At 66.0% G+C, this 24,194-nt stretch carries 16 protein-coding genes; 12 read left to right on the top strand and 4 right to left on the bottom strand.

The window, feature by feature from the left end:
- The first annotated feature begins 152 nt into the window (after positions 1 to 152).
- From RZV17_RS14380 to RZV17_RS14360, 5 genes are all read left to right on the top strand, one after another.
- On the top strand, positions 153 to 2,144 hold the full coding sequence (locus tag RZV17_RS14380) for a M1 family metallopeptidase (RefSeq protein ID WP_355604421.1): 1,992 nt from the start codon (positions 153 to 155) through the stop codon (positions 2,142 to 2,144).
- Positions 2,145 to 2,893: 749 nt separating this feature from the next.
- Positions 2,894 to 6,049, top strand: coding sequence for a TonB-dependent receptor (locus RZV17_RS14375; protein WP_039409335.1), 3,156 nt, complete (start codon positions 2,894 to 2,896; stop codon positions 6,047 to 6,049).
- Positions 6,050 to 6,356: 307 nt separating this feature from the next.
- The gene (locus tag RZV17_RS14370) at positions 6,357 to 7,115 is read left to right on the top strand and encodes a SapC family protein (protein WP_355604418.1); all 759 of its coding nucleotides are present in this window, start codon (positions 6,357 to 6,359) and stop codon (positions 7,113 to 7,115) included.
- Positions 7,116 to 7,119: 4 nt separating this feature from the next.
- Positions 7,120 to 8,166 (top strand): cupin-like domain-containing protein, encoded by a 1,047-nt coding sequence (locus RZV17_RS14365; RefSeq protein WP_355604415.1) that lies wholly within the window; start codon positions 7,120 to 7,122, stop codon positions 8,164 to 8,166.
- A 176-nt stretch (positions 8,167 to 8,342) separates the two neighbouring features.
- Positions 8,343 to 9,860 carry a tryptophan halogenase family protein gene (locus tag RZV17_RS14360; protein ID WP_355604412.1) on the top strand — a complete coding sequence of 506 codons (1,518 nt, stop codon included), beginning with the start codon at positions 8,343 to 8,345 and terminating at the stop codon, positions 9,858 to 9,860.
- Positions 9,861 to 9,908: 48 nt separating this feature from the next.
- Here RZV17_RS14360 and RZV17_RS14355 read toward each other — a convergent pair whose 3' ends face one another.
- On the bottom strand, positions 9,909 to 10,916 hold the full coding sequence (locus RZV17_RS14355) for an MBL fold metallo-hydrolase (RefSeq protein ID WP_355604409.1): 1,008 nt from the start codon (positions 10,914 to 10,916) through the stop codon (positions 9,909 to 9,911).
- A 224-nt stretch (positions 10,917 to 11,140) separates the two neighbouring features.
- Positions 11,141 to 11,545, bottom strand: coding sequence for a hypothetical protein (locus RZV17_RS14350; RefSeq protein WP_047693867.1), 405 nt, complete (start codon positions 11,543 to 11,545; stop codon positions 11,141 to 11,143).
- Positions 11,546 to 11,624: 79 nt separating this feature from the next.
- On the opposite strand from RZV17_RS14350, the gene RZV17_RS14345 reads away from it, so the two are divergent.
- Complete coding sequence (locus RZV17_RS14345; RefSeq protein ID WP_355604406.1) at positions 11,625 to 11,834, top strand: hypothetical protein; 210 nt, start codon at positions 11,625 to 11,627, stop codon at positions 11,832 to 11,834.
- Positions 11,835 to 12,079: 245 nt separating this feature from the next.
- Here the strand turns inward: RZV17_RS14345 and RZV17_RS14340 are convergent, their stop codons facing one another.
- Positions 12,080 to 13,477, bottom strand: a complete 1,398-nt coding sequence (locus RZV17_RS14340) for a serine protease (protein ID WP_184438899.1) — start codon at positions 13,475 to 13,477, stop codon at positions 12,080 to 12,082.
- Positions 13,478 to 13,958: 481 nt separating this feature from the next.
- Positions 13,959 to 15,341: an APC family permease gene (locus tag RZV17_RS14335; protein ID WP_184367141.1), complete on the bottom strand. Its 1,383-nt coding sequence runs from the start codon at positions 15,339 to 15,341 to the stop codon at positions 13,959 to 13,961.
- Positions 15,342 to 15,525: 184 nt separating this feature from the next.
- On the opposite strand from RZV17_RS14335, the gene RZV17_RS14330 reads away from it, so the two are divergent.
- The 6 genes from RZV17_RS14330 to cydB all read left to right on the top strand — a co-directional run bounded on the left by RZV17_RS14330 (position 15,526) and on the right by cydB (position 24,159).
- Positions 15,526 to 16,290, top strand: a complete 765-nt coding sequence (locus tag RZV17_RS14330) for a LuxR family transcriptional regulator (RefSeq protein ID WP_104579781.1) — start codon at positions 15,526 to 15,528, stop codon at positions 16,288 to 16,290.
- Between the two features lie 464 nt (positions 16,291 to 16,754).
- The gene (locus tag RZV17_RS14325; RefSeq protein WP_355604402.1) at positions 16,755 to 17,696 is read left to right on the top strand and encodes a proline iminopeptidase-family hydrolase; all 942 of its coding nucleotides are present in this window, start codon (positions 16,755 to 16,757) and stop codon (positions 17,694 to 17,696) included.
- 909 nt (positions 17,697 to 18,605) lie between these two features.
- Positions 18,606 to 19,667 (top strand): polysaccharide lyase family 1 protein, encoded by a 1,062-nt coding sequence (locus RZV17_RS14320; RefSeq protein WP_039409313.1) that lies wholly within the window; start codon positions 18,606 to 18,608, stop codon positions 19,665 to 19,667.
- 274 nt (positions 19,668 to 19,941) lie between these two features.
- Positions 19,942 to 21,330, top strand: coding sequence for an amino acid permease (locus RZV17_RS14315; RefSeq protein ID WP_039409310.1), 1,389 nt, complete (start codon positions 19,942 to 19,944; stop codon positions 21,328 to 21,330).
- Between the two features lie 412 nt (positions 21,331 to 21,742).
- Positions 21,743 to 23,152, top strand: a complete 1,410-nt coding sequence (locus RZV17_RS14310) for a cytochrome ubiquinol oxidase subunit I (RefSeq protein WP_355604399.1) — start codon at positions 21,743 to 21,745, stop codon at positions 23,150 to 23,152.
- Positions 23,143 to 24,159, top strand: coding sequence for a cytochrome d ubiquinol oxidase subunit II (gene cydB, locus RZV17_RS14305; protein ID WP_355604396.1), 1,017 nt, complete (start codon positions 23,143 to 23,145; stop codon positions 24,157 to 24,159). The genes RZV17_RS14310 and cydB overlap by 10 nt, the downstream gene beginning before the upstream one ends.
- Positions 24,160 to 24,194: the final 35 nt, after the last annotated feature.

The raw sequence follows: 24,194 nt of genomic DNA, 5'->3' as shown, positions 1-24,194 counted from the left end.
GTCATCGACGCGCCTCGGCGCCCCATCGCGCGCGGGTTCCTCGCGTCATGGCCGGGTCGCCACCTCGCATGCCACCAACCGGGACCAATGGCAGTGCCGTGCCCGGCGAGCGGCACCGTAGGATGGGTGTCCCCCCGTCGCAGGACCCGAGCATGTTCCCCACCATGCGCCGTTTGCTCACCGTTGCCGTATCGCTGGCGTGTGCCAGCGCACCCCCGCTTGCGGTTGCCGCGCCAGATGCCGCCGCGCCGTCGGGCACGTTCGACCCGCTGGCGTTGTTCGCACCGCTGCAATTGCCGGATGCGCCCACCGCCTACCGCAGCGGCAGTGGCGTGCCGGGGCCGCTGTTCTGGCAGAACCGCGCCGATTACCAGCTGGAGGCCACCATCGACCCGGCCAGCCACACGCTCACTGGCGAGGCAGCCATCCACTACACCAACCACAGCCCGGACGCGCTGGACGTGCTGTGGCTGCAGCTGGACCAGAACCTGTATCGCGCCGACGCGCGCGCGGCCGCCAGCCGTCCTTCGCGGCGCACCGAGTTCAGCGATGGCATGCAGATCGCCGGTTTGGAGATCGACACCGGCGGCCGTCGCACGGCCGCGCACTTCATCGTCGACGACACCCGCATGCGGGTGGATCTGCCGCAACCGCTGGCCGGGCAGGGCAAGGCACTGACCCTGCATATCCGCTACCGCTACCGCATTCCCGGCACCTGGGGCGGGCGCACTGCCTACAGTGCCAGCAAGCACGGCGAGATCTACGAGATAGCGCAGTGGTACCCGCGCATGGCGGTCTACGACGACCTGCGCGGCTGGGATACGCAACCGTACCTGGGCTCGGAGTTTTATCTGGAATACGGCAACTTCGATTACGCGGTGACCGTGCCGGACGGGTTTGTGGTGGCCGGCTCCGGTGCGTTGACCAATCCGGAGCAGGTGCTCAGCCGCGCCCAGCAACAGCGCCTGCAGCAGGCCCGCAACAGCGACCGCACGGTGCTGATCCGCACGCCATCGGAGGTGGCCGCGCAGGCTGCTCCACCAGCGGGCAAGGGCACGCGCACCTGGCGCTTCCATATGGAGCACACCCGCGACGTGGCGTTTGCCGCCTCGCCGGCGTTCGTCTGGGATGCGGCGCGCATCAACCTGCCAGGCGGCAAGCAATCGCTGGCGATGTCGGTGTATCCGGTGGAAGGCGTGGGCGCGGACAAGTGGAACCGCTCCACCGAGTACGTCAAGGGCGCGATCGAACATTTCTCGCAGTGGTATCCCTATCCGTGGCCGGCGGCGATCAACCTGGGCGGTTACGGTGCGGGCATGGAATATCCGGGCATCGTCTTCGATGGCTTCGAAGATGGCGGCAAGGACCTGTTCTGGATTACCGCGCACGAGATCGGCCACACCTGGTTCCCGATGATCGTCGGCTCCAACGAACGCCGGCATGCGTTCATGGACGAAGGCTTCAATACCTTCATCGATGTCTATGCATCGGACGCCTTCAACAAGGGCGAGTACGCGCCCAAACGCGATTCGGAATATGCACCCAAGGGCGGTAACCCGGTGGAGGAGATCCTGCCGTTGCTGGCCGACCGCAAGGCACCGACCTTGATGGATATCGCCGATGCCACCAGCGAAACCTACCGCCACCCGCTGACCTACTTCAAGGGCGCGCTGGGCCTGGTGTTGTTGCGCGAGCAGATCCTGGGCCCGGAACGGTTCGACCCGGCGTTTCGCAAATACATCGCCACCTGGGCCTACAAGCATCCGACCCCGTCGGACTTCTTCCGGCTGATGGAAAGCGAAAGCGGCGAAGACCTGAGCTGGTGGTGGCGCGGCTGGTATTTCAACAACTGGCAGCTGGACATGGGCATCGCCAGGGCACAGTACATCGATCACGACCCGGCCAAGGGATTGCAACTCACCCTGCGCAGCCGGCAGCCACTGGTGATGCCGGTCACCGTGCGCGTGGATCTGGCCGATGGCAGCCATCTGGGCCGTCGCGTGCCGGTGGAGAGCTGGCTGCAGACCACCACACCGACGCTGACGCTGCCCACCACCCAGAAGGTCCTGCACGTCACCCTGGATCCGGATCACGCAGTGCCCGATGCCGATCGCAGCGACGATCGCGTGGATGTGATCGGCTGATCGTCGCCAGCGTGCGTTGCTCGCAGGGACAGGCGTTGCCGATCCCGGTCGGCAACGCCTGTTGCCACCAGGCGCTGCACGCACCCCGTGGCCCGCAATCGATTGCGAGGTGGCTGCCGTTCTTACCAACGAGATGGACCACGCTGCGCCGTTGCACGCCTGCGCCTGTCGATGGCGATGGCATCGCGTCCATCGCGTGCGCGCCACCGCCGCCATGCGGAACGCGGGCGTCGCTGCCGCATGCCTTTTCGACATTTGCGCAGTCGCCGCGTCGCGCTGCGCCAAGGCCGTTGCATTGTGCAAAGTTCGCCGTGTCTGTCGCCGGTTTTTGCGCAATCCGTTGATAACGCTTACAGCCGCGCCGCCATTGAGAGCGGCTTGCGGACTCAAGCGGCTGCCGTATCGGCTGTAACCGTGCAGGCCAATCACTATGCTGCAACGCACGGTGACAAGGCCTTTATCGCCTGACTAGGCTGCGCGGCGTGTTAGCGCTATCACTGGCTGACATGCAGTGCAGGGCACGGGTTGCGGATGCGCCGCCGACACCATGGGGTGGGTGACGCCCGCAGCATGCACAGCACAACGCAGGGCGACGATCGAAGGGGCGATCGCCGGCATGCGCGTCAGGGGACCTTATTCAAAGCAGTACTGTTCGCCACTGCCCCGTCGGGCAGTGGTCATGACACTGCCGTGTCGCATGCCGCGACATCGGCCGTAGGCGGTTGGACTCCACTCCCGAGGACACATCGATGCGTCGTACGTTGAACAGCTTCAAGTCGAAGGCCATGTTCACCTTCGTTGGTGGCCTGTTGGTCATCAATCCCGCGTTTGCGCAGGATGTCGCTCCGCCGACGCCCGCGCCGCAGTCCAGCAGCGATGCCGCCACCACGCTCGACACCGTCAACGTCACCGGCATCCGCAGCAGCCTGGATCAGTCGATGGGCATCAAGCGCGATGCCGCCGGTGTGGTGGATGCGATCAGCGCCGAAGACATCGGCAAGTTTCCGGACACCAACCTGGCCGAGTCGTTGCAACGCATCACCGGTATCTCGATCGAACGCCGCGATGGCGAAGGCGCGCAGGTCACCGCGCGCGGCTTTGGGCCGCAGTTCAATACCGTCACCCTCAACGGCCGACTGATCCCCGGCGCCGACGCATTCGGCGCGCCCGGGCAGACCCCGATCGGCGGCGTGGACGTGGGCACGCGTGCGTTCAACTTCGCCCAGCTCGCCTCCGAAGCCATCACCGGCATCGAGGTGTTCAAGACCAGCCGCGCCACCGCGCCCAGCGGCGGTATCGGCGCGACGATCAACATCCAGACCGACAAGCCGTTCAATCACGAAGGCGTGGTGGCCAATGCAGGCGCCAAGATGGTGTCCGACCGCTCGCAGCCGTTCGGCGACTCGCTCACCCCGGAAGTGTCGGGCATCTTCAGCTACACCAACCCCGACAAGACCTTCGGCATCGGCTTGAGCGCCAGTTACCAGAAGCGTCACGGCGGTTCGGTGCAGGCCACCGAAAACCGCTGGAACATCCAGCGCTGGACCGGCACCGACCCGGCATTGCGTCCGGACACCGTGGTGACCAACGCGCCGGCGATCGGCCAGCTCTACGGCATGCCCAACGACATCCGTTATGCGTTTGCCGATTTCCAGCGCGAGCGCATGAACGGCCAGGCGGTGATGCAGTTCGCACCGACCGACAGCCTGACGCTGACCCTGGACTACACCTATTCGGCCAACGAAATCCGCGAAGAACGCGGCGAGCAGGGCATCTGGCTGCAACGCGCCAACAGCTTCACCAACCTCACCTTCGATACCGGCCAGACCGTGGCCACGCCGGTGTACCTGCGCGATGTGCCCAACGGTGCCAAGGACTTCGGCATGGAGCAGCAGCGCAACGAGCAGAAGTACACGCTCGGCTCGCTCGGCTTCAATGCGGACTGGCAGGTGAGCGACCGCTTCCAGCTGACCTTCGATGCGCACAACTCCAAGACCCAGAGCCTGCCCAACGATCCGGTCACCGGAGGCAGCGCGACCTATTTCAGCTTTGCCGGCACCAACAACTGCGTCAACGGTCCTTCGTGCGGCGGCCAGTGGGGGCAGGAGCTGTGGTTCAACAATTCGCTGCCGATCGGCGCGCGCACGTGGTATCCCACCGTCGCCGATTCGCTGGCCGGCACCAATGGCGTGGTCAATCCGGATTTCACGCCCAACAATCTCGGCTCGCAGGTGCAACGCATCTACTATCAAAAGCAGGTCACCGAAACCAAGGAAGGCCGCCTGGACGGCAAGTTCGATTTCGATGACGGGCGCTTCCAGTTCGGCGTGAGCTCGTCCAACACCACCATGCACCGCCTGACCAGCGACAACTACTCCACGCTGGGCGACTGGGGCGTGGCCAATGCCGGCAACGAGCCGGGCATGGTCGCGTTGCTGCAGCCGGTGAGCATCGTGGGCATGTTCGACGACTTCAACGCCAACGGCGCCGCGCGCAATGCCTGGCGCGGCGATGCCAGCCAGCTGGCGTTGTGGGGTGGCAGCCAGTACGGCGCGCAGACGCGCTACAACCCGCTGTACAGCGCCAACAACCAGGTCGAAGAAAAGACCCGTGCCGCCTACGTGCAACTGGAGTTGACCGGCGATATCGCCGGCATGACCGCCAACACCCGCCTGGGCCTGCGTTACGAGCGCACCGATGTGGAATCCACCTCGCAGGTTGCCACGCCCACGGCGCTGCAATGGCAGGCCAACAACGACTTCCAGCTGTTGCGCTCCACCGAGCAGCAGCCCTTCAGCGAGAAGACCAGCTACAACTACATCCTGCCGAATCTGGATTTCAGCCTGGACATCACCGACCAGCTGAAGGGCCGTGCGTCGTTTGGCCAGACCATTGCGCGCGCACCGTACAACAACCTGCTCGCCGGGCCGACGCCCAATACGCCGGCCGGCTCGATCCTGATCAACCCGTCCAACCGCGCCAGCGGCGATTCGCAGACGCCGACGCTGGACCCGCTGGAATCGGACAACCTCGACCTGGCGCTGGAATGGTATTTCGCCGATGCCAGTTACGTGTCGGCGACCTTCTGGAACAAGCGCGTCAGCAACTTCATCGGCACCACCGTCTCGCGCGAGACCCTGTACGGGCTGACCGACCCCACCTCGGGCCCGGATGCGCAGGCGGCACTGGCCTTCCTGCAAAGCGGGGCCTGCGCCGCGCAGGTCGGCGCGGCCGGCAACGACGTGGCGGCGGCCTGCTCGGCCAACGACACCTCCCTGTTCGCCGCCACCGCCCTGCTGCGCAACGCCGCGGCCACCGGTGGCCTGGGCGCCTACAACGGCAGCTCTGCGCAGAGCCTCGCCCTGGAAAACGCCTACGACCTGGTCGGCACTGCGGCCGACCCGCTGTATCAGTTCGACGTGTCGCGGCCGATCAACCAGAACAAGGCCAACATCCACGGCTGGGAGCTGGGCGGGCAGTACTTCTTCGGCAGCACCGGCTTCGGTATCTATGCCAACTACACCATCGTCGAAGGCGATGTGGCCTTCGACAACAACGTCATCGACCGCGACCAGTTCGCGTTGCTGGGCCTGAGCGATACCGCCAACGTGATGCTGATGTTCGAGAAGTACGGCTGGAGCGCACGCCTGGCCTGGAACTGGCGCGACGAGTACCTGATCGCGGCCAACCAGGATGCCTCCAACCGCAACCCGTACTACGTCGAGGCGTACCAGCAGTTCGATCTGAGCGTCAGCTATGCGCTCAACAAGCAGCTGTCGGTGGGCTTTGAGGCGATCAACCTCACCGGCGAAGACGTGCGTTGGCATGGTCGGTCGGAGAAGCAGATCGTGCGTCTGATCGATCAGCAGCCGCGCTACACCCTGGGTGTGCGTTACGCGTTCTGACACCGCGTCGCAGGCGCGCACCGGCAGCTCGGGGCGGCCGTCCTTTTCGGATGGCGGCCGCAACCGGGTGACTGCGGCGGGGGTTCGCCCGCCCGCGTTCTTCGTGCAGCCGCAGTCGTGTGGCTGCACGGCGAATGCAAGCAGCCCCAACGCGATGCGCGGGCATTCGCTCGCGCATCGCGCATGCTGCCCTGCGGCTTGCCGGCCTCCCGGTTTTTGGCAATGCTCGGCGTTCGCAGGCGCGCCGGGCGTGCGATCGATCCCTTTCCCACTGCAGTGCGCCGATGGATGCCTGCCGGAGTACCAGATGACGCGATACGCCGTACTCAACAACGTGACGCATCACGACCTGCGCGTCATCCTGCGCTTCGGCCCTGAGTTCGGTGATGCCATTGGCCTGGTGCCCGCGTTCGTGACCGAATACGCCGACCTGCAGCGCGAGTACCCGCTGTTTTTCCGCAAGGACCCCGCCGGCAGCGGCTACCAGTCCGTGGCCTTGCTGGGCTTTACCCAAGACGAAAACCTGTTCCTGCAGGAAGGGCGCTGGAACGCCAGCTATCTGCCCGGCATCGTGGCCAAGGGCCCGTTTCTGATCGGCTTCCAGGAGCAGCGCATCGACGGTGCGCTGGTGCAGGAGCCGGTGATCCACATCGACCTGGAACATCCGCGCGTCAGCCGCAGCGAAGGCGAAGCGGTGTTCCTGCCACAGGGCGGCCATAGCCCCTACCTGGACCACATCATCGGCGTGCTGCGCGGCATCCGCGAGGGCGTGGACGCCGGGCAGGCCATGGCCGCCGCGTTCGATGCGCTCGGCCTGATCCAGCCGGTGCGCCTGGACGTGGCGCTGGACGCGACCCACGCCGCGCAGCTGGAAGGCCTGTTTGCCATCGACCGCGAGCGGCTTGCCGCGCTCGATGCGCAGGCGCTGCAACAGCTGCACCAGGCCGGCTATCTGGAGGGTGCGTTCCTGATGCTGGCATCGCAGTACAACCTGCGCCGGCTGATGGCCGAGAAGCAGCGCCGTCTGCAGCACGCGCACGCCGCGCCTGCTGCTGCATACGCCTGATCGCATGGCCGCCGCTGTCTTGCATCCGCCCGCTGCAGCGATCGCCGGCATTGCCGAGCGCAACGACTGCCGGCCCGACGCCTTGCCGCTGGCCGCGCTCTGCGCAGCAGCCGAGCCGGTGGTATTGCGTGACCTCGCACGCGACTGGTCGCTGGTGCAGGCCGGCCTGCGCAGCCCGGAGCAGGCCATGGCGCAGCTACGCGCGCACGATGACGGGCGCACCTTGCAGTACTCCTACGGCGGACCGGAGATTGCCGGCCGGCCGTTCTACACCGACGACTGCAGCGCGCTGAACTTCGAGGTAAGGCGCGGCAGCATCAGCGCCTTGCTGGATGCCATTGCCGCGCATCGCGATGACCCGCAGCCGCCTACGTACTACCTGGCCTCGCTGCCCATCGACGCTCACCTGCCCGGCCTGCGCGCGCATAACGACCTGGCGGTTGCCGCCGGCGGCATCGCCGTGCAGCCGAGCATCTGGATCGGCAATCGCGTCATTGCCTCCTGCCATTACGACGCGCCCGACAACCTGGCCTGCTGCGCGGTGGGGCAGCGCCGCTTCACCCTGTTTCCGCCCGAGCAGGTCGCCAACCTGTACCCGGGGCCGCTCGAGCCCACGCCCGGCGGCCAGGTGGTGAGCATGGTGGATGTCGCCAACCCGGATCTGCAGCGCTACCCACGCTTCGCGCAGGCGCTGGCGCATGCGCGCACCACGGTGCTGGAACCGGGCGATGCCCTGTTCATTCCCGGCATGTGGTGGCATCACGTGCAATCGCTGCAGCCATTCAATGTGCTGGTCAATTACTGGTGGAGCAGCGCGCCCGCGCAGCTGCCCGCCGCGATGCCGGCGCTGTACCACGCGCTGTGGGCCATCCGCGACCGCCCGGCCGCGGAAAAGGACGCATGGCGCGCGCTGTTCGATTACTACGTGTTCGGGCCTGCGGAACGTGCCGGTGCGCATCTGCCCGAGCAGGCGCGGCAGGCGCTGGGGCCCATCGATCCGATCCTGGCGCGCCAATTGCGCGCCATGCTGATCGGCAGGCTCAACCGCTGACGGGCCGTTTTGTCCTGCATGCAGGCGGTGGGGCAATCAGTGGTCCTGCCGGGAGAGCAGGCGGCACCGCACGCGCGTGCGGGACCCGGCGTCAGCGGCCTGAGCATTGGGTGCTGCAGCCGCCCTGACGCCCTGCATCGCTTCAGCCACCTCTTTTCCATCCACGGGAGTTCGCAGTGACCCAGGCTCAAATTCGCAAGGTCGTCATCGCCGGCGGCGGTACCGCCGGCTGGATCGCTGCATGTGCGCTGTCGCATCAGTTCCGCGACCTGCTCGACATCACCCTGATCGAGTCCGAGCAGATCGGCACCGTGGGCGTGGGCGAATCGACGGTGCCGCCGATCCGTACCTTCCATCGCTTCCTGCAGATCGACGAACAGGAATTTCTGCGCGAGGTGGCCGGCACCTTCAAGTTGTCGATCTCTTTCGAACATTGGCTGCGCCAGGGCGAGCGATACATCCACCCGTTCGGCATCACCGGGCAGAGCACCCTGGTGTGCGCCTTCCATCATCTGTGGCTGGAAAGCCAGCGCCGCGGCATGCGCGGCAGCTTTGGCGACTACTGCCTGGAGACCGTGGCCTCGCGCGAGGACCGGTTTGCGTTGCCGCGCGAGCCGGCGGTCAATTACGCCTATCACCTGGATGCGGCGCTGTACGCGCGCTTCCTGCGCACCCGCAGCGAGGCCTGCGGCGTGCAGCGGATCGAAGGCAGGATCCAGCAGGTGACGCAACATCCGGACAGTGGCGATGTCGCCAGCCTGGTGCTGGAAGACGGCCAGGCCATTGCTGGCGATTTATTCATCGACTGCAGCGGGTTCCGGGGGCTGTTGATCGAGCAGACGCTGCACACCGGCTACGAAGACTGGAGCCATTGGCTGCCGTGCGACCGCGCCGTGGCGGTGCAGACCGAAGCGCTCGGCCCGCCAGTGCCGTACACCCGCGCCATTGCGCACGAAGCCGGCTGGCGCTGGCATATCCCGTTGCAGCACCGGGTCGGCAACGGCCTGGTGTTCTCCAGCCGCCACCTGTCCGACGACGAGGCCCACGCCAAGCTGCTGCGCGATGTTGCCGCCCCGGCGGTGAAAGACCCCTGGATGGTGCCGTTCCGCACCGGCCGCCGGCTCAAGGCATGGAACAAGAACGTGGTGTCGCTGGGCCTGGCCAGCGGCTTCATCGAGCCGCTGGAGTCGACCAGCATCCACCTCACCATCTCTGCGGTGGTGCGGCTGCTGACGCTGTTTCCGGCAGAGGGCATCGCGCCATCGCAGGTGCAGTTGTTCAACGACGTCAGCCGCGCCGAGATGGAGCACGTGCGCGACTTCGTCACCTTGCACTACCACGCCACCCGGCGCGACGAGCCGCTATGGCAGCAATGCCGGGAGATGGAACTGCCCGAGTCGCTGGCACTGCGCCTGCGCGCGTGGCGCGAACGGGCGCATGCCTGGCAGGCCGCAGATGAACTGTTCCGCGTCGATTCCTGGACGCATGTGCTCATGGGTCAGGGCCTGATGCCGGAACAGCACCATCCGCTGACGCGCGCGTTTTCCGACCGGGATCTGCAAGGCCTGCTCAACGGCATCGCGCAGCCGATCCGGCATGCGGTGGATCAGTTCCCTTCGCAGCAGGCCTTCATCGAACGCTATTGCCAGGCCAGGCCGGAGGTCTGGGGAGCGCGCAAGCCGGCCATCGCCTAGCCCGTGTCGTGCAGCGCGTGGCCTGCCGATTGCCAGGCCACCGTTGCGCTACAGCCGCATCAGGTCGGTGCCCACCACGATCGGCCCGCTGTAGTGCTTGCGCGCGCCCTCGCTCCACATCGCATCGGTGATGGTCGGGTCGCCGCCGGGCACGAAGTGTGTGAGCACCAGCTGCCGTGCACGGGCGGCCGCGGCGATCTTTCCGACCTCTTCGCTGGTGGAATGGCTCTTGAGCAGATGTTCGAGCAAGCTGGGCGCGTTGTCGTTGGTCTTGAGCATCCTTTCCAGTGCGGGCAGGTACATCACCTCGTGCACCAGGATGTCGGTGTTCTCGGCAAACGCCGCCAGCGCAGGCAGGTAACGCGTGTCGCCGGAGAACACCACCGTGCGGTCGCGCGCGGCGAAGCGGTAGGCAAAGGCCGGCTTGAGCGTGTAATGGTCCACCAGGTTGGCGGTCACGGTGACCTGGTCGTTCTGCAACACCGTGCCGGGCTGATCGAACTCGTGCACATGGATGAGCTGCTTGAACGGTGGGCGGCCTTCCTCGCGGATGCGCGCGTCGATGTCGATGGCGTTCATCTCGACAAACGCATCCACCATCCTGGCGATTCCCGGCGGCCCGTAGAGATGCACCGGTGTCTGCAGGCCGCTGGCCCAGGCCAGCCACACCACGTTGAGCAGATCGGCGTTGTGATCGGAGTGATGGTGGGTGAGAAAGACATCGCGCAATGCCGGTAGCCGGATGCCGGCCTTGGCCAATTGCTGCGCCACGCCATTGCCGCAATCGATGAGGTAGGGCTGCCCGTCGATCACCAGCGCATTGGCCGCCGCTGCGCGCAGTGACGATGGTGTTGGCCCGCCCTTGGTGCCCAACAACACCAGCACGCTGCCCTTGGCCGGAAACGGCACGGGGGCTGCCGTACTGCCGCTGGCGGGCGCGTGGCTGGCGCCGGATGTGGACGCCGCCGCGAGCGGGCCGACGGCGGTCAACAGCCCTGCGGACAGTGTCAGCTGCAGCACCGCGCGACGGGAGCAATGCGGAAGAGGCTTAGACATGACAATTCCTTGGGCGCCGGAGGGGTGAGTGTGCCGGGAGTGGTGCCGCGCCGCCATCGCGGTGCGCCCACCTGGACAGCAGCGTGGCCGTGCCACTACAGCAGATGCAACACGCCGTGGGCGCAAGCGGGCGGCCCTGGGTGATGCGGGCCGGCGGGCGGTCTGGCTGCAGCAACGCGGGCCAGCGGGGCCTTACGCTGTGCGATGCACCACGGCGACTCGCTTCACAGCTGGCGAGCGATGAAGTCGGCCAGTGCCGGTGAGCGGTAAAAGCCCATGCAACGCGCAAAGATGGCGTTGAACGGGCCGCGGCGTGCTTCGTCCTTCATCGGTACTTCGCTGCGATCGAACTCTGCGGTGCTGGCATCCACGAATCGATGCAGGCGATCGGTCGCCCCGGCCTTGGCATTGTCCATTGCGTAGGTGGTCAGCAGGTACGAGCGGTCGCGCAACTGGTCCTGCGCATACTTGCCGCTGCGCACGTAGTTGGTGTCCAGGCAGCGCTGCAATGCATAGGCCTTGACCTCGTCCGGGTTGGCCGGTTTGCCTGCGGCCAGTGCGTTGCCCTGCAATGTCAGTGCTGCCAGTGCAGCGATCCACACCACGTGGCGATGACGATGAAACGGCATGGGGCATCTCTCCGCGAACAAACCCCAAGTCTGCCCGAACCTGATGGCCTGTTGCAGCGGTGCATCGCGCTGAGGCCGCGTGCCGCAAGTGATCGCGCTGCGCATCGAGCAGCACCACCAATGCCGCCGGCGCCACCATGACGCCCGTACAGCCGCACGCTTGGCGACCCGCAGCACAGCCACCGTGCTGCCCATTGATCGCGATGCTGACGGCATCGCCGAGGGACAGGTCTGGTCTGTGCACCATCCCGGTGAGCGCGCTTTCCTGCTGGATCGCAATGCCCGGTGACCGAACGGCCGGGGAAGAGGGCCGCGTGCGTTGTGAAGAGTGCCGCCGTTTTCGAGACGCCGCACCGCAGGCGCGATGGATCACCGTCGCGCAGTGACGACGCTGCAGGTCCGGGATGCCCCGCTGGCTACCGTCGGCAATGGGGCCGCAGGTTGCATCGTGCTCGCGTGCTGACATGCGCCAGCCAGGGGTGCATGTGGACCAACGTGGCAGGCGGCAGGGCGCCTGCCACGCATCGCGCGTGCTTACTGCCCGAAGAAGGTGGAGATCGACGAGTACACGTCCGAGAAGCGCGAGTAGTAATCAGGATCGGTCTGCGCGGTGCAGTACGAATAGCCGCCATACAGGCCGCCGCGCAGCTGATACGCACCGCCGCTGGCGATGGTGAACAGACCCGAGCCGGACGAGCCGCCTTCGGTGACACCATCGTTCCAGGCAACGCGATAGAACGGGCTCTGGCCGTCGATGGACGTGTTCAACCCGGTGACCGTGCCCAGTGAATACTTCTTGACGTCACCGGAGGGGTGGTGGATGCCCACGATCGAGGTCCCGGTCGCGCCGATTGCCGCGCTGTTCCAGGCTGCGTAGAACGCGCCGCTGGGCGGTGCGGTCTTCAGCTCCAGCAGCGCGGTATCGCGCGTGGTGTTGGCATGGCGCAGGAATGCGCCGCCGGTCAGCGTGGTGGCCTGCGAACTGGCGGTGTTGCCGTTGCAGCTGGCCGCGTCGTAGAACCAGTAGGTCTGCAGCGTATTGGCCACGGTCTGGGTGCTGATGCAATGCGCGGCGGTCCAGAACAGGTTGCGCTTGGGCGTATTGGTGTTGTTGAGCAGGGTGCCGGTGCACAGGAACGAACCCTGGCTGGTGGTGAACACCATGCGCGCCACCGCTTTGGCGGCGCTGGTGAAGCCCGTGGTGGGGTTGGCGCGGCACACGATGTCGTTCTGGCAGGAATCGCTCTCGCCAATGGCAATGGTCATCATGTCGCGCGGGCTGGCGGTGGGGCTGATGTCCAGATGCGACAGCTGCGGAATGCTCAGGCTGAAGTTTTCCGGATACAGGCCGGCCGGCAATGACAGCTCCACCAGCAGGTGTTCGCCGCTCACGGTCGGCGACCAGCCGATGGCATCGCCGGTGCCGGTGAAGCTGGCGCCGGATTGCTCGAACACGCGGCCATCGTCGCCGGCAAAGCGCAGCGTTACCCGGGAAGGATCCCCCGGCGTTGCACCGGCACCACGCAAGACCAGTGCCGCGCGCAGCGAGGCGGCCTGTGCAGAGCCGAGCTTCAGGGTTGCCACGCGTGAGCCGTCGCCGGCCATCTGCCAATCGAGCTTGGCCAGGTTTACCAGCGGCTGTGCAACCGCGCGCGAAAAGCCGATCTGCAGCGGTTGGCCGTGTTTGACCTGCGCAATGCGTCGTTCACGCACGCTGCCGAGTTCCTTGCTGCTGGGTGCGGCCAGCTGCGCCACCTGTGTAGGCAGGATGCCGCCGCGCAGGCTTGCCGACTGCAGCGTGGCTGCACCGAGCTTGGCGGCCTGCGGCGCAGTGCTGACCGGTGCGGCATCCATCTCGGTAGGCGGCGCGGCCAGCGCGGCGCCGGAAACGGCAGAGAGCAGCGCGAGATACAACGCATTCTTGCGAATCATGGGTAGTCCTTCTCGTCAGGGAACGGCAGGCGGCGGCGGGGGCCGGCAGCTGCGGCGCCATCGGTGGCGCGGAACGAGACTAGCGAATGTTTAAAACTGAATATGTGCTGAAAATCTCGTTCGGAGATCGACAGTCAATAAAAATAGCATCGCGTTTGTATGCAGCGAACGGGCGCAGCGCACACGTTGTGCGCGTGACTCAAGCGAGCAGCGCGCATGCGCATTGGCTTGGCGCGTGGCTGCTCCAGCGAAAGTGGATCATCATGCTTGCAAGGCGATGCAGTGCGCCTGCACTTGCACACGCATGGTGTCGTCTCGTTTCGTGCAGCAACACGCACGCAGCACGCCCGCAGCGCGGCAAATGCGAGCTGGGCGCAGGCAACGCTACGATGGTTTGGCCGGCGCTCCTGCGCATCGGGCGTGCGCAACGCACGGCAGCACGCCAGCGAGCCGGTGCATTGGCGCCGCAGCGCAGCGGCCGTTATTCCAGCGCGTCGCTGGCGCGAAATTCGGTCGAGCGACCGCTGATTTTCAGAAAGGCCAGAACCGTCAGCCCCACCACCATCCACGCGGTGCCGCCAAGTTGCGCGTGATGGTCGGCGTTGATCAGTACATACGCCAGGATCACGATACCGATCAACGGCACCGCTCCGTGCAGCACACGCCTGCCTTGCCGACGAAAGTGCCAGAGCACCGCGACATGCAGCAGCACGAATGCGGTCAACGCGCCGACGTTACACAACGACGACAGCAACGCGATCTGGCCGACGAACACTTCGCCCAAGACCATGCTCAGTGCCGCCACCAACACGATGGCGCGCTGCGGCACGCCGGTGCGTGGGTGGATATAGCGCAGGAACGCCGGCAACTGGCGGTCGCGCGCCATTGCAAACAACAACCGCGAGGTTGCCGCCTGCGCCACCAGGGAGTTGGCGATCGCGGCACTGATGGCCACTGTCAGCGCGATGACGATCTGCAGCCATGGCCCGGCAACCAGCCGTCCGATCTCGAAGAACGCATCGTTGGACGCCTGTACGCTGGGATAGCGCTGCAGGTGAGGCTGCAGCAGCGCGGCCAGCCAGGTCTGCAGCACGAACAGGCCCGCGACCAATACCAGCGCCAGCAGCGTGGCACGGCCGACCACGCGATGGCCGCCGCGGGCTTCTTCCGACAAGGTGGAGATCGCATCGAAGCCGAGAAACGACACCACCGCCACCGATAACGCGCTGAAGATCAGTTGCGGCGAAAAGGCCTGCGGGTTGTAGAACGGGCGCAGATTCCAGTGCGCGCCGTTGACACCACGCTGGATGGCCAGCGTGGCCAGCACCACGAAAATCGCCAGCACCACCAGCTGCGCCAACAGGAAAAACCGGTTGGCGCGCGCGGTGGTTTCGATCCCGCGCAGGTTGACCACGGTATTGAGCACGACAAAGAACGCGATCCAGGCCGGCTGCGGCACCGCCGGCAGCACAGTGTGCATCGCATTGGCACCGACCACGTAGAGCAGCGTCGGCACCAGCAGGTAATCCAGCAGGATCGCCCAGCCGGCCAGAAAGCCCATGCCGCTGTGCAAGCCTCGGCCGACATAGGCGTACACCGAGCCGGCCACCGGAAACGCCTGCGACATCTGCTGATAACTCAACGCGGTGAACAGCATCGCCACGAAGCCGACCAGATACGTCAGCGGCACCATGCCCGCGCTGATGTCGAACACCCCGCCGAAGATCGAGAACGGCGCCGTCGGCACCATGAACACCAGGCCGTAGATCAGCAGATCCTTCAGCGTGAGCTGGCGTTTGAGTTCCTGGGCGTAGCCGAAGCGTTCCAGCGTGGCCGCATCGTCGCGGCGGGGTGAGTCGGTCATGCAGATGTCCGCTAGGAGAGGGCCGTTGGGTGCAGGCGAGGGCACGGCAATGTCGCTGCGGCACTGCAGCCGTGTGACCGGCATTGTGACGATAATGTGGCCGGCAAGCCCATCCATTGGTAAAAGTGCTAGGTTTTCCGTGCTGGATGTCATCCAGTGGCGTCACTCGCTTCGAAGGACCCCCATGTTCGACACTCTGGCCAGCCTGGGCCGTGACCTGCAGGCACTGCACACGCTCAACGCCTGTCTGGACCGCGTGTTCAGCGACGTCTGCGCGCTGGGTTTCCAGTCGCTGGTGTACGACTACGCGCCAGTGCCGCTCAGCATGGAAGGCGCGCTGATCACCCCGACGGTGTTCATGCAGCGCAATGCGCCGGGCGACATGCAGCACGTGTGGTGCGAACACGGCTACTACCAGCATGACCCGGTCCAGCAGCGTGCCACGCGACGTACCACGCCGTTCGTGTGGTCGTATCGCACCGATGGCGACAGGGACGGGGTTGAATACGTTGGCGCGCAGCACCGCCAGGTCACGCGTTATCTGTGCGATAGCGGCATGGCAACCGGTGTCACCGTGCCACTGCACCTGCCTGGTGGCGCATTTGCGACCTTCAGTGGTGCGGTGGATGCGGTGGCCGCCGAAGCGCCACGCCTGGCAGAGGCGCAGCTGTCGCCCTTTCTGTTGCTGGCCCATGCCTTCCAGGCGCGCGCGCAGGAGTTGCTGGACCCGCAGGAGCGCCGCTGCCACCACATCGCACTGACCCGGCGCGAGCGCGAGTGCCTGCAGTATTCGGCCAGGGGGCTGACCGCCAAGAGCATCGCGGCTGCGCTCAATCGCTCCACGGCGACGGTGAACCTGCATCTGAACTCGGCCGCACGCAAGCTGGGCGCGCGCAACCGCGTCGAGGCGGTGGTACGCGGCATGCACTATCGGTTGCTGGAGCCCTGAGCGGATGAGCGGATGCGTACGGCGTACCGGCTGAATGCGGCAGCGCAAAGTCCCCTGGTCGATGCACGCGGGCGTGCGCAGCGCAGTTGGCCTGCATTGGCCCACGTGCACGCGGGCGTGCGCAGCGCAGCTGGCCTGCGTAGGCCCACGTGCGCAGCGCCAGCCCAGCTGCCGCGTGCCGAGCGGCGGCCCACAGGCAGCTGGCGCGAGGCGCACACCCGCACTCGTGGAGCACCACGCGGCGATTGCTGTTTATGCAGAACGCACGCTGGCCGATCGACGCGCGCAATCGCCAGTCTGCATCGCCGCTGCCGGCTCCGGTCTCTGTAGCCTGCCCACCTGGCGCGTGCCCGCCTGGCTGCGAGGGTGGCACGACCGCACAAACCTGTGAGATTTGCCAGTTAACGCGCGACGTGCCGCTCGCTAGGCTCGGCGCTCATCATTGCCGTAAGCAGGCGCAGGTCATGCAGTCCACCGAAGGTTATGTCGAATTTCGCGGCTATCGCACCTGGTACCGCATCACCGGTGACCTGCGCAGCGATGCCTGTCCATTGGTGATCGCGCACGGTGGGCCCGGCTGCACGCACGACTATGTCGACAGCTTCAAGGACCTGGCAGCCGGCGGCCGCGCGGTGATTCATTACGACCAGCTCGGCAACGGTCGTTCGACGCACCTGCCCAATGCCGACCCGGGCTTCTGGAGCGTGGGGCTGTTTCTGGATGAATTGCAGACGCTGATCGACCACCTGGGGCTGTCGCAATACGCCTTGCTGGGCCAGTCGTGGGGCGGCATGCTGGCCGCCGAACATGCGGTGCGTCGTCCCGGTGGGTTGCGTGCATTGGTGATCGCCAATTCGCCGGCATCGATGGGTCTGTGGCGTGCGGCGGCCCTGCGCCTGCGCGCCGGCTTGCCGGAGCAGGTCCAGGCCGCGCTGGACGAACATGAAGCGGCCGGCACGCTGGATCACCCGGCCTACCGCGCGGCCAGCCAGGTGTTCTACGCGCAGCATGTGTGCCGCATCGTCCCGTGGCCCGACGAGGTGGCGCGCACCTTTGCCGCCATCGATGCCGACCCGACGGTGTACCACGCCATGAACGGCCCGACCGAATTCCACGTGGTGGGCAGCCTGCGCAACTGGAGCATCATCGAGCGCCTGCATCGCATCACGGTGCCGACGCTGGTGCTGTCGGGCAGGTATGACGAGGCCACGCCGGAAACCGTCGAGCCGTATGCGCGCCTGATTCCCGATGCGCGCTGGCATGTATTCGCCAACTCCAGCCACATGCCGCATGTGGAAGAACGCATCGCCTGCATGCGCCTGGTGGGCGAGTTCCTGGAGGACCATACGCCCTGGCCGGGTGGCGAACTTGCCCATGTGCCGGCACTGGCCAGTCGCGCGGTGTGAGTGGCTGCACCAACCGTTGGCGCGCCTGTTGGTGGGCAGCACGGTAAACAGCGCCGTCGGCGTCGGTGCGCGGCCGCAAACATGACATCGGCATCCACATGTGTTGCTGGCATCTCGGGTCAATCGTGTGGTGCGCCTGGCACAAGTGCATCGGTCAGCGGCGGACCGGCGGCCTTGGGCGTCCGCTGGTTGCGCTGCGTTTGACGCTGCAGTGATCACGCCACCTGCAACGCGCGCACGTTCACCGATCAAGACTCCAGTCTGGGTGCCACTCGGCCTCTGGCGGTCGGGCCGTATCCGGGCTGCCTGGTGCTGTGGCCTGCGCCCCAGCGGCTGTGTGCATGATTGAACGGCGGTTCGGATCGAGCGCCGGCCGTCCGCGTCCCTCGTCCGGTGCAGCCTCATGCCGACAGCCCCACAGCGGTGGTGCCGGACCCATGCTGTCGCGCGCGCCTGTCGCAAAAAAGCGGTCCTTCTGCATCGTCACCGATTGGATCTGGTGATGTCGAACGCATCTACGCCGGCTGCATGGCACATCCATCGACGTGCGTGTTGGTGAAGGTTGCGCGGCAGTGCAGCAACGCGGTGTGCTCCGGCCGTGTTGCCAGCTGTGCCAGCTTCAGCGGTTGAGGATGCTGCAGTCGCATCTGCACTGCCGATAAGCGCTGCAGGCAATCGCTCGCGTTACAGCAGCCGTTGCTGCAGCGGTGTCCTGTCCTGCCTGTCCCTTGCTGTCTCTTTTGCATGTCCTGCAAAGAGAACACCGTGGTGCGTCAAACTTTCAAAGATGGATAATTGTTTTATGTTTTAAATCGCGCGAAGAATGCGGCCCCCACGCCCGCTTTGTTGTTGTCGTCGCCACTGCGCAGACGGCACGCATCGCTTATCGACTTCTTTGGGAGAGGCTGCATGATTAGCAAGATGCTCCAGGGCGCACTCGCGCTTGCGCTGTCCACGTGCGCAGCAGGCGCCATCGCCGGCCCGGTCGGGTACGGTGCCGCCACCACCGGCGGCGGCAACAAGACACCGGTCAATGTCGCCACCTTCGAGGCGATGCAGGCGGCCATCGACAGTTACTCCGGCAGCGGCGGGCTGGTACTCAACTACACCGGCAAGTTCGACTTCGGCACCATCAAGGACGTCTGTGCGCAGTGGAAGCTGCCAGCCAAGACCGTGCAGATCAAGAACAAGAGCGATGTCACCATCAAGGGTGCGAACGGCTCGGCGGCGAACTTCGGCTTGCGCGTGGTGGGCAACGCGCACAACGTGATCATCCAGAACATGACCATCGGCCTGCTGCAAGGGGGCGAAGATGCCGATTCGATTTCGCTGGAAGGCAACTCCAGCGGCGAGCCGTCCAGGATCTGGGTGGACCACAACACCGTGTTCGCCTCGTTGACCAAGTGCTCCGGCGCCGGCGATGCCTCCTTCGATGGCGGCATCGACATGAAGAAGGGCGTACACCACGTCACCGTGTCCTACAACTACGTCTACAACTATCAAAAGGTCGCGCTCAACGGCTACAGCGACAGCGACACCAAGAACTCGGCCGCACGTACCACCTACCACCACAACCGCTTCGAAAACGTCGAGTCGCGCGTGCCGTTGCAGCGCCGCGGCTTGAGCCACATCTACAACAACTACTTCAACAATGTGTTCACGTCCGGCATCAACGTGCGCATGGGTGGCGTGGCGAAGATCGAGTCGAACTACTTCGAGAACATCAAGAACCCGGTCACCTCGCGCGACAGCAGCGAGATCGGCTACTGGGACCTGATCAACAACTACGTCGGCAGCGGCATCACCTGGGGCACCCCGGACGGCAGCAAGCCGTACGCCAATGCCACCAACTGGGTCAGCTCCAAGGTGTTCCCGGAATCGCTGGGCTACATCTACACCGTCACCCCGGCCGCACAGGTCAAGGCCAAGGTGATTGCCACCGCCGGCGCCGGCAAGAATCTGGCGGAGTAACGTTCGCGCGGTACTGCAGTGACAGATCCCCGGCCTGCCCGGGAATTTGTCTGTCCAACGCCGCCGTCCGCCGTGCCGTGACCGGGCGCAGATCGGGGGCGTAGCGCATGCCGGCGAGGCGCCGGTTCCCGATCCCGCGTGGATCCGGTCGGGACGTCGATGCAAGGTGCAGTGCAGCAGCGCCCCGCACCCCGGCCGCTGGCATGCCGTCAAGAGGCGCGGCGGGCGCCGCGACGCGGTATCGTGTCGCGCTGCCACTTCTCAAATCCCGTCCATGTCGCTTCCGAACGATCCTGTTGCCCAGAACGCTTCGACCGCCGCGCCTGCCCTGCGGCATGCGCTCAAACCCCGGCAATTGATGATGATGGGCCTGGGCACGGCGATCGGCGCCGGGCTGTTTCTGGGTTCGGGGGTCGGCATCCATGCGGCGGGGCCGGCGGTGCTGGTGTCCTACCTGATTGCCGGGGCGCTGGTGATCATCGTGATGAATGCGCTGGGCGAGATGGCGGCCGCCAAGCCGGCCAGCGGCGCTTTTTCGGTCTATGCGGCCGATGCGATGGGCCCGACCGCCGGCGCCACGGTAGGCTGGCTGTGGTGGTTGCAGATCGTGGTGGTGATCGCGGCAGAAGCGGTTGGCGCAGCGGGCTTGCTGGCAACGGTATGGCCGTCCCTGCCGGTGCCACTGCTGGCCTCGCTGTTCATGGCCACGTTCACCGCGATCAATCTGTTGGGCGTGCGCAATTTTGGTGAGTTCGAATTCTGGTTCGCCATCCTCAAGGTCGTGGCAATCGTGGTGTTCCTGCTGATCGGCGTGGCCTTGCTGGCGGGCTGGTTGCCCGGTGTGACCTCGCCGGGGCTGTCCAATTTCACCCAGAACGGTGGATTTGCGCCCAAGGGCCTGGCGGGCGTGGGCGCGGCCTTGCTGGTGGTGGTGTTCGCGTTCGGCGGCACCGAGATCGTGGCCGTGGCGGCGGCGGAGACGGCCGACCCGGGGCGCAGCCTGGCACGCACGATTCGCACCGTGGCCTGGCGCATCCTGGTGTTCTACATCGGCTCGATCAGCGTGATCGTGGCGGTGGTGCCGTGGACCAGCACGGCGCTGAGCTCGCCGTTTGCGGCGGTGCTGGAAGTGGCGCGCATCCCCGGTGCGGCCACCGCCATCACCCTGGTGGCCGTGGTGGCGCTGCTGTCGGCGCTCAATGCCAACCTGTACGGCGCTTCGCGCATGATCTTCTCGCTGGCGCAGCGCGGCGAAGCGCCGCGCCTGCTCGCCAGGACCAGTGGCGAGCAGGTGCCGCTGGTGGCGGTGATCGCCAGTGTGCTGTTCGGCTTTGCCGCGGCCGCGCTGGAAATGCTGTATCCGAACAAGGTGCTGCCGATGCTGCTCAACATCGTCGGTGCCACCTGCCTGCTGGTGTGGACGATTTCGCTGGTGTCGCAACTGATCCTGCGCGCGCGCGCCGATCGCGACGGCATCGCGCTGCCGTTCCGCATGCGCGGCTATCCGGCTCTGACGGTGCTGGCCCTGGTGATTCTGGCCGTGCTCTTCGTGCTGCTGGCCAGCTCGCCCGATACCCGCGCGCAGTTCCTGTCGATGGTGGCCTTGACGGCCGGCATCGCGGTCGTCAGCGAGCTCGCACGACGGATGCGACGCCAGCGCTAGCCAGGCGCTTCGCGTGGTGGGGGCGCGCTTGACCGCGATCGAGCGTCACCGGTAGAGCGCTTCGCGCGCAAGCGCGCGTCCACCAGAGCCAGGCGCGCGGCTGCTTGGCGCGGCGGGAAGCAGACGTGCGCATTGCACGATGCAGATAGCGCCGGGCTGAGCGCAACGGACACGACGTCGCGTGCTTCCGTCTTCGCCAGGCAGTGAGCTGGCGAGCAACCGAAAGCACGTCACCGGCGCGCAAGCGCGACGCTTTGACGCAGATGCGACGCCGTGTCGCATCGGGAACGGGCGCGACCGTCCCTATCATGCTGGTGCAGCGCAGGCGGTCGCGATCGGCCACCGCAGCGAGTTCCGGCGATCGATCTGCAATCGGCGCGCTGACGCTATCCACTTTCCTGGAGGGCTCTCCATGGACGCTCTGCTGTTGTCGCGGATCCAGTTCGGGTTCGTCATCGCGTTCCACGTGCTGTTCCCGGCATTCACCATCGGGCTCTCCAGCCTGCTGGCATTTCTGGAATGGCGCTGGCTGCGTACCCGCCGACCGGTGTGGCGCGAGCTGTATTTTTTCTGGCAGAAGATCTTCGCCGTGTCGTTCGGCATGGGCGTGGTCAGCGGCATCGTGATGGCGTTCCAGTTCGGCGCCAACTGGCCGGAGCTGAGCCGCATTGCCGGCGGAGTGATCGGTCCGCTGTTGAGCTACGAAGTCCTCACCGCGTTCTTTCTCGAAGCCAGCTTCCTGGGCGTGATGATGTTCGGGTGGGGGCGCGTGTCCGAGCGCCTGCATTTCTTTGCCACCTGCATGGTGGCGCTGGGCACCTTGATCTCCACGTTCTGGATTCTTTCCTCCAACAGCTGGTTGCAGACGCCGGCCGGCTACGAAGTGATCAACGGCATCGTGCATCCGGCGGACTGGGTGAAGATCATCTTCAATCCGTCGTTTCCGTACCGCTTGGCGCATATGGCGCTGGGCTCGTTCATCACCACCTGCTTCGTGGTGGGCGCGGTGGGGGCGTGGTACCTGCATCGCGGCGTGCATCGCGACGCCGGGCTGCGCATGCTCAAGCTGGCGGTGGCGTTTGCCGCCATCACCGTGCCGCTGCAGATCTTCGTCGGCGACATGCACGGCTTGAATACGCTCAAGCACCAGCCCATGAAAATTGCGGCAATGGAAGCGCACTGGCACGCCGAAGAAGCGGGCGAGGGCGTCCCGCTGGTGGTGTTTGCGCTGCCCAATGCGCAGGCCGAGCGCAACGACTACGAGCTGGCGATTCCGCGCCTGGGCAGTGTGATTCTCACCCATAGCCTGGACGGCAGCATCGCACCGCTGACGTCGGTGCCGGCGAGCGAGCGCCCGCCGGTGACGCCGGTGTTCTTCGCCTTCCGCATCATGGTCGGGATCGGTTCGTTGATGCTGCTGGTGGCCTGGGTGTCGGCCTTCGCCTGGTGGCGCGGCAAGCTGGTGCAGTGGCGCTGGTTGCTGGCGACCTGGCGCTGGATGTTGCCAAGCGGCTTCATCGCGCTGATTTCGGGCTGGTTCGTCACCGAGATCGGGCGGCAGCCGTATGTGGTCTACGGGCTGCTGCGCACCGCCGATGCGGTCGGCCCGCAGTCGGCCTGGATGACCGCGATCTCGTTGGCGGTGTATGTGGCCGGGTACGCGTTCGTGTTCGGCTGGGGCATCTGGTACCTGGTCAAGATCGGCAAGCAGGGCCCCACGCCGCACGCCGACGCACCGCACCTGGACCATGGCGAGCACACGCCGGCGCGCCCGCTGTCGGCGGCCGATGCACCAATCGACGGAGCTGCATCATGGACATGACGACCGTGTTGCCGGTGGCGTGGTTTGCGGTGATCGGCTTCGGCGTGCTGATGTACGTGGTGCTGGACGGCTTCGTGCTCGGCATCGGCATCCTGGCGCCGTTTCGCCGCGACGAGCAGCAGCTGGACCTGATGATGAACACCGCCGCCCCGATCTGGGACGGCAACGAAACCTGGCTGGTGCTGGGCGGGGCAGGGCTGCTGGCGGCGTTTCCGAAGGCGTACGCGGTGATCCTGTCGGCGCTGTACCTGCCGGTGTTGCTGATGGTGATGGCGCTGGTATTCCGTGGCGTGGCGTTCGAGTTCCGCTTCAAGGCGCAGCGTTCGCGGCGGTTGTGGAGCAATGCCTTTGCGGGTGGCTCGATCCTGGCCGCCTTCGCCAAGGGCGTGATCCTCGGCGCGCTGGTGCAGGGCTTGCCGATCGAGAACGACCGCTATGTCGGCGGCATCTGGGGCTGGTTCAGCCCGTTCGCGATGCTGACCGGCGCGGCGCTGGTGTTCGGGTATGCCTTGCTCGGCAGCACCTGGCTGATCCTCAAGACCGAAGGCCACGTGCAGCAGCTCGCGCGTCAGCTCACCCGGCCGTTGACCATCAGCGTGCTGATCTTCATCGGCCTGGTCAGCGCCTGGCTGCCGTCGTTGCAGTCGCATGTGATGGAGCGCTGGTTCGCTGGCGCGCATTACCTGTGGTTGCTACCGGTGCCGGTGCTGGTGGCCGTGGTGGGGTATGCGCTGTGGCGCTCATGCGATGCCGGGCGTGCGGACACGCCGCCGTTCCTGCTGGCCATGGGCCTGTTCGTGCTCGGCTTCCTGGGCCTGGTGCTGGGCATGTGGCCGTACCTGGTGCCGCCGGTCTACACCCTCTGGCAGGCCGCCGCGCCGCCGTCATCGCAGCTGTTCGCCATGGTGGGGCTGGTCATGCTGCTGCCGCTGGTGCTGGGCTACACGGTGTGGTCCTATCGCGTGTTCCGCGGCAAGATCACCGCCGACACCGGCTACCACCATTGATGGCCTGCGCTCGACGCCGTGCGTGCGGGCCGTTC

This window comes from Xanthomonas cannabis (assembly GCF_040616535.1).
Lineage (GTDB): Bacteria > Pseudomonadota > Gammaproteobacteria > Xanthomonadales > Xanthomonadaceae > Xanthomonas > Xanthomonas cannabis.
Note: the sequence above shows the minus strand (reverse complement) of the source record. Positions and strands in the feature narration are given on the sequence as shown.

Coding starts and splice junctions, on each gene's coding strand:
- RZV17_RS14330 (WP_104579781.1), top strand. CDS start 15,526: ATGTTCGACACTCTGGCCAGCCTGGGCCGTGACCTGCAGGCACTGCAC.
- RZV17_RS14355 (WP_355604409.1), bottom strand. CDS start 10,916: ATGTCTAAGCCTCTTCCGCATTGCTCCCGTCGCGCGGTGCTGCAGCTG.
- RZV17_RS14370 (WP_355604418.1), top strand. CDS start 6,357: ATGACGCGATACGCCGTACTCAACAACGTGACGCATCACGACCTGCGC.
- RZV17_RS14350 (WP_047693867.1), bottom strand. CDS start 11,545: ATGCCGTTTCATCGTCATCGCCACGTGGTGTGGATCGCTGCACTGGCA.
- RZV17_RS14310 (WP_355604399.1), top strand. CDS start 21,743: ATGGACGCTCTGCTGTTGTCGCGGATCCAGTTCGGGTTCGTCATCGCG.
- cydB (WP_355604396.1), top strand. CDS start 23,143: ATGGACATGACGACCGTGTTGCCGGTGGCGTGGTTTGCGGTGATCGGC.
- RZV17_RS14315 (WP_039409310.1), top strand. CDS start 19,942: ATGTCGCTTCCGAACGATCCTGTTGCCCAGAACGCTTCGACCGCCGCG.
- RZV17_RS14320 (WP_039409313.1), top strand. CDS start 18,606: ATGATTAGCAAGATGCTCCAGGGCGCACTCGCGCTTGCGCTGTCCACG.
- RZV17_RS14375 (WP_039409335.1), top strand. CDS start 2,894: ATGCGTCGTACGTTGAACAGCTTCAAGTCGAAGGCCATGTTCACCTTC.
- RZV17_RS14380 (WP_355604421.1), top strand. CDS start 153: ATGTTCCCCACCATGCGCCGTTTGCTCACCGTTGCCGTATCGCTGGCG.
- RZV17_RS14340 (WP_184438899.1), bottom strand. CDS start 13,477: ATGATTCGCAAGAATGCGTTGTATCTCGCGCTGCTCTCTGCCGTTTCC.
- RZV17_RS14335 (WP_184367141.1), bottom strand. CDS start 15,341: ATGACCGACTCACCCCGCCGCGACGATGCGGCCACGCTGGAACGCTTC.
- RZV17_RS14325 (WP_355604402.1), top strand. CDS start 16,755: ATGCAGTCCACCGAAGGTTATGTCGAATTTCGCGGCTATCGCACCTGG.
- RZV17_RS14365 (WP_355604415.1), top strand. CDS start 7,120: ATGGCCGCCGCTGTCTTGCATCCGCCCGCTGCAGCGATCGCCGGCATT.